General features: G+C 47.1%; 13 protein-coding genes. 3 read left to right on the top strand and 10 right to left on the bottom strand.

The features are described from left to right. Positions 1–36 precede the first annotated feature (36 nt). The 5 genes from BLV62_RS15580 to BLV62_RS15560 form a co-directional block, all read right to left on the bottom strand. The gene (locus BLV62_RS15580; protein ID WP_089762889.1) at positions 37–402 is read right to left on the bottom strand and encodes a response regulator; all 366 of its coding nucleotides are present in this window, start codon (positions 400–402) and stop codon (positions 37–39) included. Between the two features lie 41 nt (positions 403–443). Beyond that, positions 444–644: a hypothetical protein gene (locus tag BLV62_RS15575; RefSeq protein WP_089762888.1), complete on the bottom strand. Its 201-nt coding sequence runs from the start codon at positions 642–644 to the stop codon at positions 444–446. A 110-nt stretch (positions 645–754) separates the two neighbouring features. Beyond that, positions 755–1,507, bottom strand: a complete 753-nt coding sequence (locus tag BLV62_RS15570) for a LytR/AlgR family response regulator transcription factor (RefSeq protein ID WP_089762887.1) — start codon at positions 1,505–1,507, stop codon at positions 755–757. Positions 1,508–1,510: 3 nt separating this feature from the next. Beyond that, positions 1,511–2,674 (bottom strand): sensor histidine kinase, encoded by a 1,164-nt coding sequence (locus tag BLV62_RS15565; RefSeq protein ID WP_089762886.1) that lies wholly within the window; start codon positions 2,672–2,674, stop codon positions 1,511–1,513. Between the two features lie 724 nt (positions 2,675–3,398). Continuing rightward, the gene (locus tag BLV62_RS15560; protein ID WP_089762885.1) at positions 3,399–3,806 is read right to left on the bottom strand and encodes a c-type cytochrome; all 408 of its coding nucleotides are present in this window, start codon (positions 3,804–3,806) and stop codon (positions 3,399–3,401) included. Between the two features lie 636 nt (positions 3,807–4,442). Here BLV62_RS15560 and BLV62_RS15555 point away from each other — a divergent pair. The 3 genes from BLV62_RS15555 to BLV62_RS15545 all read left to right on the top strand — a co-directional run bounded on the left by BLV62_RS15555 (position 4,443) and on the right by BLV62_RS15545 (position 9,188). Further along, positions 4,443–4,631 (top strand): hypothetical protein, encoded by a 189-nt coding sequence (locus BLV62_RS15555; RefSeq protein ID WP_139170189.1) that lies wholly within the window; start codon positions 4,443–4,445, stop codon positions 4,629–4,631. 105 nt (positions 4,632–4,736) lie between these two features. Then, positions 4,737–8,660, top strand: coding sequence for a Pls/PosA family non-ribosomal peptide synthetase (locus BLV62_RS15550; RefSeq protein WP_211117929.1), 3,924 nt, complete (start codon positions 4,737–4,739; stop codon positions 8,658–8,660). Positions 8,661–8,663: 3 nt separating this feature from the next. Next, positions 8,664–9,188 (top strand): GNAT family N-acetyltransferase, encoded by a 525-nt coding sequence (locus BLV62_RS15545; RefSeq protein ID WP_089762883.1) that lies wholly within the window; start codon positions 8,664–8,666, stop codon positions 9,186–9,188. Here the strand turns inward: BLV62_RS15545 and BLV62_RS15540 are convergent. The 5 genes from BLV62_RS15540 to BLV62_RS15520 are packed head-to-tail and all read right to left on the bottom strand — an operon-like array spanning position 9,185 to position 15,657. After that, a complete protein-coding gene (locus BLV62_RS15540) occupies positions 9,185–10,435 on the bottom strand; it encodes a DUF2264 domain-containing protein (RefSeq protein WP_225889684.1) in 1,251 nt (416 codons plus the stop codon). The genes BLV62_RS15545 and BLV62_RS15540 overlap by 4 nt on opposite strands. After that, positions 10,432–11,628 (bottom strand): glycoside hydrolase family 88 protein, encoded by a 1,197-nt coding sequence (locus BLV62_RS15535; protein WP_089762882.1) that lies wholly within the window; start codon positions 11,626–11,628, stop codon positions 10,432–10,434. Before BLV62_RS15535 ends, BLV62_RS15540 begins: the two co-directional genes overlap by 4 nt. Before the next feature lie 22 nt (positions 11,629–11,650). Continuing rightward, positions 11,651–12,700, bottom strand: coding sequence for a LacI family DNA-binding transcriptional regulator (locus BLV62_RS15530; protein WP_089762881.1), 1,050 nt, complete (start codon positions 12,698–12,700; stop codon positions 11,651–11,653). Between the two features lie 24 nt (positions 12,701–12,724). Next, entirely contained in the window at positions 12,725–13,489 is a 765-nt protein-coding gene (gene kduD / locus BLV62_RS15525; protein WP_089762880.1) for a 2-dehydro-3-deoxy-D-gluconate 5-dehydrogenase KduD, read from the bottom strand. Beyond that, complete coding sequence (locus BLV62_RS15520; RefSeq protein ID WP_089762879.1) at positions 13,489–15,657, bottom strand: glycoside hydrolase family 88 protein; 2,169 nt, start codon at positions 15,655–15,657, stop codon at positions 13,489–13,491. The genes kduD and BLV62_RS15520 overlap by 1 nt, the downstream gene beginning before the upstream one ends. Positions 15,658–15,678 lie beyond the last annotated feature (21 nt).

Genomic DNA, 15,678 nt, shown 5'->3' with positions numbered 1-15,678 from the left:
AGTATGCTTAAATAAAGGTACAGCGTTTCTATAAACTTATGAAGAAGCGATCTTCAATCGTTCCATTTCTCCTACAAACTTCTTATAGCTTGCGGGTTTTCCAAGATATCCACGTTTGCCCCGATGAAACAGGTGTTGGACTTCGCGGCTGGAGTATGCCGTAACAAGAATAAATACACAATCATTTTGCATGAGTCGTGAAATAAATTCTTTATTATTTTCGCCTCTTAGATTAACATCCATAAAAACAACGTCCACTTTTCTTTCGGCTACAAGATCTTCGATGGTTTTCAATTCTACCGCTTTGGTTACAAGTTCCAAATAGGGTGTTCGTTGGATATAGTTTTCAAGTATGTCTAATGCAAGCGGCTCGTCGTCAACTATCGCGCATCTGTATTGCATTGTATCACAAGGGGGGTTAAGCACAATGAATAAATTTAAGGTTAAGGTTTTGTTGTGGTATTGATAGTAGTCAGGGTAGTTGGAGTTGTTTCGTATGTTGTTGGTAATGTTGGTAAACTCATGTTAGCAGTTCCCCTTGTCCTTCCTGTTTTAAGGTTCTCAATTACAGCCGCATCTGCTTTTGATATAACTTCCTTTTCGAACTTCAATGTAGCGCGGCTAATGGCGTTGTCTTTTAACATGGTAACAAATTTTGAAGATTATTGATTACATTTTATCGCTTCGAAATTCGCTTAAACGGGCTAACTATCATAGTTTATTAGACGTAAATGCCATTTTTTTCGACAAATTGTTAATCGTCATCGTCATTTCCCCCTGCGATCCCCAGCAGGCGTTTCAGGTCCTGGCGGGCCGTTTTTGAAATAACGATACTGTGTCCGTTGATCACTTCTACCGTATTTCCCATTAGCGACTTGATAGCCTGAAGGCGAACAATATATGATTTATGTATCCTGAAAAACTGGTCGGCCGGCAACACATCTTCTATGCCTTTCATCCTCATATAAGTGATCACCGTCTTATCCTGGCAGATGATCTTTATATAGTCTTTCATTCCTTCAATATAAAGAATATCGTCGAATAAGATCTTGGTGAACTTGTTATTATCTTTTACAAACAGGTGATTTACTGTAGAAACCCTGGGTTTTGCGACCTCTGCAGCAAGTGTTTGCAGGTTCTTTTGCTGAATGGTTGCTCTCGCTTTATTAACAGCTTTCAGGAATCGTTCGAACGAAATCGGCTTAACAAGGTAATCTACGGCATCCAGCTCAAAACCGGCGATGGCATGCTCCCTGGAGGCGGTAGTGAAGATAATAAACGGCGGATCGCTCAATGAACGGATCATTTCCAGTCCATTGATATTTGGCATTTGTATGTCGGATAACAGCAGGTCTATATTTTGCCTTTGTAATACGTCAATAGCCTCCATTGCATCTTCGCAGAATGCTACAGGCTGCAAAAATGGGATTCTGGCGATATAATTCTCCATCAGGTCTCTGGCAAAAGGCTCATCATCTACCACGAGGCAGGTTATTGTTTGCTCCATACTTTAGGTTAATGTTATTGTCAGCACTACTTTATAATGATCTGGCCGATCTTCTATCTGTAATTCATGTTTTCCCGGGTATAACAACAGCAGGCGTTTTCGGGTATTTCCCAGTCCAATCCCTCCTATCCCGTTCTTCTGCTCAGGCATCTGACCCTTGCTGTTCGACATCTCAAAACGCATCTGTGCACCATTCACTTCAATCTTTCCATGCACCCAGCATTGCGCAGAATTGGTACTATGAGAGTATTTAAAGGCGTTTTCTACTAACGGGAACATCAGTAACGGTGGAATTGTACGGTCGCCCATCTGGTCCGGATCATACTCAAATGTAATACGTGCTTTCTTACCATAACGCACCGTTTCCAGTTCTATATAATTTTTCAGGAATTCTGCTTCCATTTGTAAAGGCACCTTGTCGGTATTGGAATCATACAACGTATAACGCATCATTTCCGAAAGGTGCATGATCAGATCCGATGCCATGGCATCGTTCCTGATCGACAAAGAATAAATATTATTCAATGTATTAAAAAGAAAATGCGGATTCAATTGTGATCTCAAAAAATTCACTTCCAGGTCCAGGTTATCTCTTTCAAGACGCAGCTGCCGTGTAGTCCCCCTAATGATATCCAAAACCAGTTTTAATATCATTACAGGTCCTATAGTAATGGTCACGGGTATAAATAAACGTAAAAGATTGGGAACAGACAAGGTTTCTGTCCATCCTCCTGCTATTACCCGTTGCATCAGTTGTTTCATTCCCAGGTCGTTCACCTCGTAGTGCGACATGATATAAGTAGCGCTTACATAGTTAATGACAGCCCAGAACAGGTAAGGGGTGCAAAAACCCAGGAACGCCAGGAACCAATGACCTTTCAGTAAAAATTTAGGGATTACCAGGTAGAAAACTGTGTAAAAGGCAAACATACTGCCTATCATATTCCTGGTCAGGAAGTAAAGCGAAACAGGAACCGATACGTTAAACCCTGAATAGAACATGATCAGGTTCATAACAGCCAGACCCGCCCACATCACAACATGCGTCCATATCCGTGCATTCGTTTTGTAATACCTGTCAGACATGAAAAACGAAATCCAGGATGTCAGCCTTCTTTTAACTTTGGATTCATCTCTTTCAGTCAAGTAGTTTGTCGTTCCTTCCATCTATTTGTTGTTGTGTCAATCTCAATTAAAAGCAAGTAATAAAAAATCCCTGATCCGGCTGCTTTTTTCTTCTCACATTAAATTTACTTATAATACAACTTCAATAAAATACCCACAACTGTCAGATTTATAGCTGGTTATATACCATTCCATTACCTTGTTATTGGATAGCTACGTACTTTCATCGTGTATATGAGTTACTTCATCTAATAAGTTTATTTAGCCGATTAAATATGCAGACTTTTGATATCAGCAATCGGGGCTAGTGAATGACGCCGATTGTTCTTTAAACAATGATGAATGTTCGATTATAAACATAATTAATACTTTCATCCATTGTTGTTACCATTGTGCTATTTGTTCCAGAGCATTACATCATTATTATCCGGGAATTACAATCTATAACTCATCTCAATATCTATTAAAGACATTTGATTCTATGAAGCCCCTGGAAAGAGATAGGAAAGTTTTCTATCTCTTTTTTTATATTAATTAACTGATCTGCAATTCATTACTCTTATTTATAATACCTACCCAAGCGGAATTTGGTACTATATCCTCTACCAGCCTGTTGGCATTAAGCAAAAACTCCGCAGCGACTATAGACTGCCTCTTATATTATAAATTATAAACTTCCGGTGAGAAAAACCAATATTGTTTCATAGGTCAATAGGTTGTTCCGGTTTAAAGCTGTCTTCCCGGGTGGGGAAGACAGCCTGCTTCTTTACTTGGCTGCCTCCGGAGCCGCGTCTGGTTTTACTTTAGGTTCCTTGTTACCATTATGACAGGTATAACAAGTAACAGACATTGTTTCACTGCCTTTAAAGAACTTCTTGTTGATACGTTGCGTCATCCGCAGCATATCCCTTGCAATTCCTTTGTGCTCATTGGCGTCACTGGCAAAATCCAGCTTCTTCGGATCATCTTTCCGAGGTTCGTGACAGAAATTACATTTCACTCCAAGGGCTGCGTTAAAACCTTTCATAACGGTGATCAGCTCTTCATGCTCCATGTTTTTAGGCAATACCTTCAGGTTTTTAGCCTTTTCAGGTTCCTGAGGCAAAGTGAGTGAACAGAGGGTACCAACAGCTGCAATAGCTGCTACTACCAAGATACTTTTCCTGATTTTCATGACCATGGGTTTAATAAGTCGTTAATTGCTTCCTTCAGACAGGAAATCTACAAAAAAGAATAATATATAGGGTACGCTGATCTGTATTTCCATGAATCCAACCCCTTAAATGTCATAATTCACCGCCCCCGGCGGGGGAACCGTATTTCGTATATCGCCTCCCGTTACCTGCATCCCGATAAAAAAGGGCTGCCCGAAGGAATGGACAGCCCGGTTTTTGCTTATGAAAAAAGGACCAGCACTCAAAAGTGCCTGCCGGTTATACGAAATTTAAAATTCGGTGGTAAAGAAAACAGTTCTATATCTTATCTGCTATTATGCTGATAACAATTTTATATTTTTAAAGGAAAACCCTGGCCAGATGCCGGTTTCGTTTTTAATGCGATTTAATTCGTGCTCAATATAATTGTCTAGTTTCTCATATGGTCAAAAAAAAGCCTGTCGTAACAGCTGCTCTCCTGTTGGTTGATGCTCTCTTAAATTTAATCAATTATTCTTGATTGTCTCTTTTCTGCCTATTATTTTTCCTAAACCTGCCTACCGGCAGCGGTCCTTATGTTCTCAAATTCACTATCTTAGTGCTATGAAAACCTGTTCAGGTCATACTACCACCCAGCGATGGGAAACCGGCGTACGATGATCCACAGGAAATGGTTTACCCCCGACAAATCTACCGACGCTGTATTGCAGATCAGGGTTATTCCGGCTAAAGAAAAGACAACCGTCAGTTTTCATCACGAACATCTTCCGAACGGAGCAGCAAGGACCGGAATGAAAGCCTTTTGGGAAAACGTACTGCAACAGATCATTTTAAGGGTTTTATAAGCCGTATAGCCCCTTTTTTAAGGGTTTTATAAGGCCCCTCTACATTTCTTACGCGTACCTTTGTTTACAAATACCGAAGAATCAAGGGAACGAGAATTTATGAATGTGAATAGCATAGTAAAAGGGCCCCAACAGCCGGAATTAATCCACTATGAAACCCTGGCAGACCTGTTTGCCGCCTCAGTAGCAGCAAGTCCGGAACAGACGGCACTCATCTTTCAACAACAGTCTTATACCTACCGGGAACTGGACAACTGGAGCAATGCCATTGCCTCCTTCCTCCAGGAAAAAGGAATTGGTAAAGGCAGCCTTGTGGGCGTATGGTGGCCTCGCGGCGCAGCACTTCATGCCGCTATCCTCGGTATTATCAAATCAGGCGCCGGTTACGTACCCCTGGATATTGAAATGCCGGCCGAACGCGTAGAAGGCGTACTCACCGAAGTTCAGGCTGCCGCCTGCTTCTCTGAAAGATCCCTGAACCTCGAAGCTCCGGTACTCCAGGTTCCCCCGTTTTCCAATACCAGCGCCCCTGTACCCGCATCCGGCGCATCTCCTGATAACATTGCCTACGTATTATATACCTCCGGAAGCACAGGAAAACCTAAAGGTATTCCTATCACCCAACGCCAGATCTGCCACCTGATAAGAGCAGAACAAACAGTTCTCAGGATCAGGCCTACCGATAAAGTATACCAGGGCTTCTCCGTATCCTTTGATATGTGGTGCGAAGAAACCTGGCTTAGCTACTTCGCTGGTGCAACCCTATGGGTAGCCGATGCCACCACCGCCAAATCAATAGATGAACTGGCAGGCGTACTGAAAAAAGAACAGATCACCGTACTTCACGCGGTACCAAGCCTGCTGGCAATCATGGATAATGACATCCCCTCCATCCGCCTGATCAACGCCGGCGGTGAAGCATGTACCCCACAGGTACTCGCCCGCTGGGGAGAAGCGCCCAGGGAATTCTATAACAGTTACGGCCCAACGGAAACTACCGTCAGCGCTACCTTCGCACTCCTGAAAGCCGGCGACTATATCACCATAGGCCAACCGCTTCCTAATTACAACATGGCAGTGGTAGACGAACAGTTAAATATATTACCCGCCGGCGAAAGAGGGGAGCTGGTCATCTCCGGTCCGGGGGTCGGACTGGGATATATCAACAACCCGGCGCTTACCCAGGCTAAATTCGTTGATAAACCGGCAGCAATGACAGAGCTGCCCGGCAACAGGTTATACCGCACCGGCGATGCCGCCATCATACTGCCCGATGGAAGCATCGACTTCCAGGGGCGGCTCGACGACCAGATCAAACTGAGAGGCTACCGGATAGAATTAGGTGAAATTGAAAACAGGTTGAATGAAAACAGCGGTATCGCCGCTGCTGCCGTAGCCGTAAAGAAAGACAACAACGACCAGGATCAACTGGTAGGCTACATCGTACGCGAAGGCGGAAATTCTCCTTCTATCGCTGAACTCAGGGCCAACCTCGCTAAAGTAATGCCGGCGTATATGATACCAGGTATTATCGTTGAACTGCCGGATATGCCCCGCCTTCCCAGCGGTAAGATAAACAGGAAAGCTTTGCCGGTGCCGGAAGCCTTTAAGGAAATCGCCACCCACGAAGCCATAGACCCGAACGCGCCACTACAGCAACGGGTACATACCATCCTTACCAAAGTATTCCCCGACCGGGAAATCAACTGGCAACAGGATTTCTTTACCGACCTTGGCGGACACTCATTACTTGCCGCCGCCTTTGTATCGAGGCTCCGCAAGGAAGCCAACGTACCCCAGGCCTCCCTGAAAGACATCTATTTACACAGGCCTTTGCAAAAACTGGTGCGGGCATGGGACACCAGTACCGCCACTAACCAGCCGAAAGCAACTATCTTCAACAAAGTACCAACAGGACGCTACCTTTTGTGCTGGCTCGCACAAACCATTGCAGTTATCATTATCTATGGGTTGTTCGCCTTACAGATATTCCTTCCGTACCTGGGATATTATTACGTACAGCAGGATACCAACCACCTGGGTTACGCCATTGCTACCGCATTGGCTTTATTCTGCCTGCTGCCGCCGGTTTTTTCAGCGCTGATCATCAGTATTAAATGGCTGGTGATCGGTAAAATGAAGGCAGGCGATTACCCCGTCTGGGGAACTTACTACTTCAGATGGTGGCTGGTAAAAACCATACAAAGACTGATGCCCAGCCAGTTCCTTAACGGAACGCCGCTTTACCCTACGTACCTGAGAATGCTGGGCGTGAAAATAGCGCCGGATGCACAGATGGCCGCGGTAACCATCGGGGCGGAAGACCTGGTGACCATCGGAAGCGATGCCAGTCTCAGCTCCCAGGTTGTTATCAACAATGCAGTGATAGAAGAAGGCTTACTGAAACTACGGCATGTATACATAGGCGATCACGCCTATATAGGCAGCAGCGCAGTAATAGGCGGCGATACGGTTATGGAACCCTGGAGCGAATTGCAGGACCTGAGCTATCTTTCCTCCAATACCACTGTTAAAACAGGAGAAGTCTGGTATGGCAGTCCCGCAACCCTGAAAACTACCAGGCCTATAGAAGAATTGCCACAACCTTTGCAGATCTCAAGATTCACCAGGTTTAAATACAGCATCGTATTTTCGTTATTCCTGCTGGTGTTCCCGTTCACAGTGTTGTTACCGTTGCTCCCTACCATTATTACCCTGAACAGGATGGATGATGCAGCTCCGGATTATAACTTCAATTATATGGTGATCATACCGGCTTTGGCATTGAGCTATATTATCTTTTTCACTGCACAAACCGTTGTGCTCACACGCCTATTGCAATGGGGAATAAAACCCGGTGTATACCCGATATATAGTCCTTTTTATGTTCGCAAGTGGTTTGCCGACCAGTTGATGTCATTGTCGCTGATCGTTATCCACCCTATTTATGCAACCGTTTATATCTCCTCTTTATTCAGGGCATTAGGGGCTAAAGTTGGCAGGAATACAGAGGTTTCTACCGCCAGCAGCGTAACCCATCCCCTGCTGGAAATAGGCGACGGCGCCTTTGTTGCCGACGCCGTAACACTGGGCGAAGCCGACGTCAGGGGACAACGGTTGATACTGGAAAAAACCGTTATTCATAATACCAGCTTTGTTGGCAACAGCGCATTAATTCCACAGGGATATGAACTTCCCGAGAATATGCTGATAGGGGTATTATCCACCCCGCCAAGCAAAGAACAACTCGACGCCGACAAGTCGAGAGACTGGTTCGGATCACCCGCCATCGCCTTGCCACGCAGGCAGGCCAGCTATTATTTTCCACCGCAATTAACCACCAACCCTTCGGCCAGGCGCAGAACCGCCAGGGCAATGGTCGAATTCATAAGGATACTCATACCCGAAACAGTAGTGATCTGCTGCAGTATCTTGTTTATTGCCTACGGGCACGACCTGATCACGCAAAAGCCGCTATGGCAGGTGTTATTACAGTTCCCGTTATATTACCTTTTCTTCCTGGGATTGCCTGCTTTCCTGTTCACTGTGATTGTGAAATGGTTGCTGGTAGGAAAATATAAACCTATTCAAAGCCCGATGTGGACTTCCAAAGTCTGGCTTAGTGAGCTGATCACCTCTACTTACGAAGCGCTGTCGATCCCTTTCCTGCTGGAATACCTGAAAGGTACTCCATGGCTTCCAATCTTGCTGCGTTTGCTGGGAGTAAGAACAGGTCGCCGCATTATTATGAATACAGCCGACATCACGGAATTCGATATGGTAAGCATTGGCTCCGACAGCGCACTGAATGAAGACAGCGGCCCCCAGACCCATCTCTTCGAAGATCGTGTAATGAAGATCGGTGCAATAAAGATAGGCGCAAGAAGCAGCATTGGGGCCAGGTCTATCATCTTATATGACAGCGAGATCGGAGATGGTGTTAACCTGACGCCGTTGTCGCTGGTCATGAAAGGCGAAAACCTGCAATCAGGAACAAATTGGACAGGCAGTCCTGTTAAACCTGCATAACACATGAATATTTCTATCAGCCCAATAAAGATCAGGGAACATTATGCAGTAATGGACCAGTTAATGAGGGAACTGCATGTTTCCGAAAAAAGTTTCTTTGCCCAAACGGCAAGCTGGGACAGTATTTCAGAAAACTATCTCCGGCATGTGATTTCAATGCAGGAAGAATGTGATGGCGTTTGTTTGATGGCTTATGTTGATGGATTGCCTGCAGGGTTTATTTTCGGGTACCTGGAAGAAGCCGACGACAGCAGGATAGAAGCCTATACGGGCGATACATTGTATGTTTCCGACGGCTATGTGCAGGAAACATACCGGCGCCAGGGTATTTACAGGCGATTGAATGAAGAACTGGAGAAGATCTTTATAGCGAAGGGGGTAAGGAGAATCGTAAGATATACCCTTACCAACAATCACAGGATGCAGCAGCTCCTGGATACCCTGCAATATAAGCCAGTACGGCTGGTTTATGAAAAGTGGCTGAATGAAGACGGCACCCAGGCGCTGGACCTGGGTATGCCCTCTTAAAAGTTAATTGCGTGGTCTTTTTCTACCAGTTCCCCACTCCATACTTTTTTTGATGTCCAGGAAGCGGCAGGCGCCGCCCAGAACGGGTGAGCGGCTGGCAGGCCCAATGCCAGGAAACCGGTAGTGCAGAGATATAAACTTCCCGTAGAAGTATACACATCGGCAAGGGACGGCTGATGCCCGCATACACCCAATTGCAGCCAACCATTTTTATTGAAAGTTCCCGGGGCCTCAAATAAGCGTTTATTCACAGCCGTTAGTGCGCATCTTACCTGCGCAGGTAGAATATCTTCCGGCAGTTTATCGGCCAGCGCTACCTGTGCCAGTGCCTGGAAAGCTGCATTCCTGTAGGGCATAGACCTGCCTACTACCGGGAAAGTACCCTCCGGCGATATCTGCCGTTCCAGTATTGCGCTGTAACGCTGCATCCTTTTAAATGCTTTATCATACGTCGCTGCAGGGTATACCTGTTTTTCTGTCATTACTTTCAGCACATCCACCAACATGGGGTGAATAACAAAAGAGTTGTAATAGTCGAAGTGGAATGCTGCCCCATCTCCATACATTCCATCACCTTTATACCATTCTTCCATCTTCTGTACGGCCAGGTCTACCGGCTCGCGTTTCCATTCTGCGCCAAACTGCAGCAACATTGCTTCGATGATGGCGGAGAAAAGCAGCCAGTTGTTGTTCCCCGGTTTAATGCTTCGCAGGCTGGTCAGGGCGTCTACAACCTGCGACCGGGTGCTGGAAGATAACCCGCGCCAAAGCGTTTCAGGCGCACGAAGCAGGCCATGGGCCAGGAAAGCCCCGTCTACCAACGGTTGCGCATCGTACTTGCCCGTAAAGTTCATGTAATCGGGCGAGGCCGGATCTACCGCCATCGCTATTGCCTGCCTTGCCAGCTTACCCATCTTTTCGCGTTGCCTGCCTTCGGCAGAAGAGTCAGCGCCCAGCTCCAGCCATGGGGCCAAACCTGCCAGGGTTCTCCCAAAGGCCTCCAGGTAGGTAACCTTTTCAACAGGTTTGCCATAATGGGGAGCCACTTCTGTTGGCATGGTTGCCTTCAACTTCCCCCGGCTAAGCTGCGTAATAACGGGATCAGCTATACGAAGCAGCAGTTTTACATTATACTCCCGGTCGGATAAAGGCGGCGCAGCGGCAGCCTGCACGGCAGGATTACTCCCAACCACTGTTGCCATCCCTGCCAGGGGAATTGCTGTTAAGAAAGAACGCCTGTTCATCATCCTTTCGCCATGTTTTTGTAACGCAATAAAGCTTCTACGAAATAATAATCTGCATAGGTCAGCGGAACATCCACTTCCGAACGATGAGGATAAGATCCTACACTGTGCATTAAAATAAAGTGGTTATTGCTACCTTCTTTTGCCAGGTACCGGTCGCTGCATAATGCATGAAGGATCTTCTCTGCGGCTGCCCAATAGCGTTTCCCATCGGTTTTGCCGGCGTAGGCGCTCAATTCAAGCAGTGCGGAAGCTGTAACTGCGGCGGCGGAAGCATCACGCGGCACATCAGGAATGCCCGGCGCGTCGTAGTCCCAGTACGGAACCATGTCAGGCGCCTGGCGTGGATGGTTCAGGATGAAATCAGCGATCTTTTTTGCCTGGGTAAGATAGGCCTTGTCTTTTGTATCGCGGTACATCATCGTGTAGCCATACAGCCCCCAGGCTTGCCCTCTCGCCCAGGCGGAGCTATCGGCGGCGCCCTGGTGAGTTTTCCTTTCATTCACTTTCCCGGTAGCCGGGTCGTAATCTACCACATGGTAAGAACTGTAATCAGGACGGAAATGATGTTTTATAGTTGTATTCGAGTGAATACGGGCAATTTTTGCGTAAGAAGGATCTCCGCTTGTCCGGCTGGCCCAGTTGAGCAATTCGAGGTTCATCATATTATCGATGATCACAGGGAATTTCCAGGTACCATGGTCCCAGGATTTGATGCAACCGACAGTTGGATTAAAACGTGTGGATAAAGACTTTGCGCTTGTAAGCAGGATGGTTTTATAACCGGTATCGCCGGTGAGCCGGAGGGCGTTTCCAAAAGAACAGTACATCATGAATCCCAGGTCATGGGTCCGGGTGTTGTATTGTTCTTTTTTTACCAGCTCCATACGTTTCAGCGCTTCTGTTTTAAAAGCCGGGTCTTTTGTGTATTCGAAAAGATACCAGTTGGTACCGGGGTAAAAACCGGATGTCCACCATTCAGAGTCGGAGGTCATAAGGTTTCCGTCTTTGCTGTTGGTGGTTCTTGGCAGCACATTATCGGGCAGCGTTGCCGCCATTCCTTTATATTGACGGGCGGCTAACTGCAGGGCGGCATCAGCTTTGGAGAGTAATTCCTTGTCAGCCGTTCCCACCTGTGCATACGTTTGCATACAAACAAGTAAAAAGCTACATACAGCATAAGTTAGTTTCTTCATAATAACGCGGATTAAAGTTTATCTACTTCTTTTTCCCTTTGGTTTTCATCTGCCCGGCAGACGACTCCCTGGCGATCAGTTGAATAGGTATTATTTCCTGCGAAAATCCAGTTGAAGGCGTAGTGGCGTTGATCATGTCCATTAAGGCAGCTACCACCCGTTCTCCCATCATTGCCGGGTATTGGTCTACGCTGGAAATAGCGGGAGTGATGATCTCCGTACGGGGATCATTCGAGTATCCAACGATCTTCAGGTCTTCCGGTATCCGGATATTGATCTTCCTGCAATATTCCATTATCGTAATGGCAGTGGTATCGTTGGAGGCAAAGATGCCATCGGGGTATGGTTTGCCGGCGAATATCTTTTCGCAGGTCTGCCAGGCATGATCCCGCGAGAGTTCCTGGTAGAACAGCCGGTCTTTGCGCACAGGCAGCGAGTGTTGCTTCAGGGCTTTCTTATACCCCGCCACTCTTTCCACATACAGGTTACTGGAAAGCGGTCCTGATATGTGTACAATATCCCGGCACCCCCGTTCTATCAAATGCGAAGTGGCCAGGTATCCTCCCAGCTGATCATCTCCCTTGATCACTTTTACCCCGTAATCTTTAGGTACCCGGTCAAAGAATACAAGGGGAATATTATTATCCCTGAATACATCAAAATGGGAGAAATCAGTGGTATAGAGCGTGGTAGAAACCACCAGCCCATCTACCCTTGCCGAATACAGGGTATTAACGAGAGCGATTTCCTGTTCATAACTGTCGTTCGACTGGCAGATGATCAGGTTATAGCCGTACTCCTGCAATTTGTTCTGGATAATGGTGCTGATGGCAGCCGGAAAGAACATGGAAATACGGGGCACGATGAGCCCTATCGTTTTACTTTTGCTGCTTCTTAACCCGGCAGCCAGGGCATTAGGCCTGTAGCCCATTTTACGGGCCATTTTCTTCACTTTCTCCTTGGTGCGGATACTGATATTGGGATTATCGTTCAGCGCCCGGGAAACGGTTGAAACAGAAAGATTCAGTTCTTCCGCTATATCTACAATTGTTTTTTCAGAACGCTTGCTCATTGAAAGGTCATTAAAATGCTATGGTTATCTTCCCATCCAACCGCCATCTACGGTGAGAATAGTGCCATGAACATAATCAGCAGCCCTGGAAGCCAGGAATACAACCGGTCCTGCGAAATCCCGCGGTTCGCCCCATCTGCCGGCCGGTATCCGGTCGAGGATGGATTGACTGCGTTTTTCATCCGCTCTCAATGCTGCGGTGTTGTCTGTGGCTATGTAACCGGGAGCAATGGCATTCACATTAACGCCTTTCGAAGCCCATTCGTTGGCAAATGCTTTCACCAGCGAACCAACAGCGCCTTTACTGGCTGCATACCCCGGAACATTTATTCCCCCCTGGAAGGTTAGCAGGGAGGCTGTAAAGATAATCTTTCCGCTACCTTGCTCCGTCATTCTTTTTCCGATTTCCCTGGTCAGTATGAAAGGGGCATTCAGGTTGGTATCAATTACTTCGTCCCAATATTCGTCGGGATGTTCTGCCGCCGGTTTTCGCAATATAGTTCCCGCGTTATTCACAAGGATATCAATAACCGGGTAAGCTGCCTTTACTTCGGTAATAAACCGGTATAAAGCCTCGCGGTTGCTGAAATCGCACTGGTAAGCATGAAACTTTCTTCCCAGGGCGGAAACCTCTTTCTCTACCTCGCTTCCCTGCAGTTCCAGCGACGCGGAAACGCCTATAATATCGGCGCCGGCTTCCGCCAGCGCCACCGCCATCGCTTTGCCAATTCCTCTTTTACAACCCGTTACCAGGGCCGTTTTTCCTTTCAGGTCAAATAACGCTGTCATTATCTTATGATTAGTGGTTCTTTTAATTTTTGTGCATAGGTTTGCAGGTAGTTGAACCAGTCGGCTGCCGAAGTGATATTTCCGCCTTTATTCCAGGCCGCCCCGAAATAATAAGTATAAGGTTCTTTATTGACTGCTTTACCGGCCCTTGAAACATGTACCTGGTCTGTTTTCAAAAGCCCGGGAGTTGTGAACACGCATCCCGTGCCGATAGTCCCATCCGGCCCGTGCTGCGGCTCCCAATACCCCATTACTCCGTTCACCTCATCCAGCAATATCGTTCCGGGTTCTTTTCGTTTAACAATACCCGTTACTACCGGTAACGAATCTCCTTTAAAGCTGAACTGCATCTCCATTTTGTTCAACTGCGAGCCTGCATCCAACGTAATGGTTTTGGTGACGGTAACCGCTGTATTTCCTGCCATCCAGCTGTCGTAAGTCAATGCAAACGTTGTACGGAGCGGGCCATTGTCGAGCGTTTTCCATTGCCTGTAATTTTTAGGGTAGTAGATAGAATCCTTCCCGTAAGGCGCGGTATCGCCGGCCCCCAGGGTCAGTCCTACGCTGTAATAATCCAGTCCCTGCCCGTTATCGTGATGGTAGTTGTCCAGCTTATACCAGGTGTTGATCACCATATCTGTTGTTCGTTTAGCCCATACGTCGATGCCGTGCGCCATTTCATTGGGTACCTGCTCCAAAGCTTTCCCGTACATCCGGTAGGCCATGCGATCGTTTTCCCAGGCATAGTCGTCTTTCCGTTCCGGTACATACCGGCCATAAGCCCGTGGGGTAACTGCGGCCGGCTTACCTTCTTCAATACCTACTTCCAGCGAGGCGGCAGCAGGCAGATTGCCTAAGAGCAATATTTTCTGTGGCGTCTTCTTTCCTTCATACGCCAATTGATAAGGGACTTCAATATCTCTTACCCTATCAACCAGTTTAAACGCCTGGTCTTTTTTCCCTTTTGGCAGTTTGGATGCAAATTGCTGGTAAGGTATTTCTATTACCTCCTCCATCCTGTGCAATCCTGTTTTGTTTGTTATGGTAAACCCGGGCAGCGGATGCTGGTCAAGGGTATAGCGAAGCACTTCGGAACCTGCCAGCAGGAAAGCGCCAACGCCATATACTTCAGTATCATCGGCCGTTGCTTTGCCGGGAGCCGCTCCTATCGCCTGTACAAAACCCAGTTTACCGCTGGGTTGTACGCAATTCACCAATGCATCCCAACCATGTTGCACCACCGGCAGGAACTCCGATGCCGGCAACACCTTATTGTTGATACCCCACATTAACGCATATACGAAAAAGCCGGTTCCGCTGGTCTCTTTCGCCGGGTAGTTGGCAGGGTCCAGCAAACTTGCATGCCAGGTACCATCTGCTGTCTGCAAACGTTTGATGCGGTAAGCCATCTGTTTGTACAGGTCTATGAACTTTGGCCTGTCTGGATGCCCGGCTGGCAGGTTGTTCAGCATTCTTACCAATCCCCCCAGCACCCAGCCGTTTCCACGGCTCCAATACACGTTGGCGCCGTTTTGTTCTTTCTTCCCTATATAACTGCCATCGCGGTAATACAGGCTATCCTGTTTATTGTACAGGTAGTCTGTTGTTTTCCACCAAAGCCGGGAAGCGGTTTCTATATAACGGGGATCGTTGGTTGCAGTACTGAGGTATGCCAGGGCTGGCGGGCCCATAAACAGCGCGTCGCACCAGGCCCATTCCCGCCGGTGAATATTATTCTTCCATTCCAGCGATTCTGTATGGGGCGCCGCTACAACGCTGTCGGCCAGGGCCCGCCATTTCGCGATCATCTGCGGGTCGTGGTAAAGCGTATAAAGCTGTGAGTATAACTGGCCAACGCAGTATTCATCTGCAAAGAACCTTTCAGGCCCCGTGTTCCAGTTATTTCCTTTTCCGACTTCTACTAACCTGTTAATATAATATGGTTTATCCGTTACTTCTGCCAATACCATCATACCGGCATACATAGCGCCATTGGTCCAGTCGGTAGGCGGATGGGTCCAGCCCCTGTCGAGCCGCTGCCATTGCCAGTTTGCCACTTTCTCCATTTGCTGGATGATCTGCGGCGCAGTATAAGTAACGGGTTGTTGCGCTTTTACCAAAGAAGTCAGCAAAGCTAAAGTCAGCAGGCTGCCTAGTTTCTTTTTCATAATAGTGGAATTATCTGTTCG

The organism is Chitinophaga terrae (ex Kim and Jung 2007) (genome assembly GCF_900107795.1).
Lineage (GTDB): Bacteria > Bacteroidota > Bacteroidia > Chitinophagales > Chitinophagaceae > Chitinophaga > Chitinophaga terrae.
The sequence above is the reverse complement of the archived record's forward strand: the minus strand, read 5'-3'. Positions and strand labels throughout refer to the sequence as shown.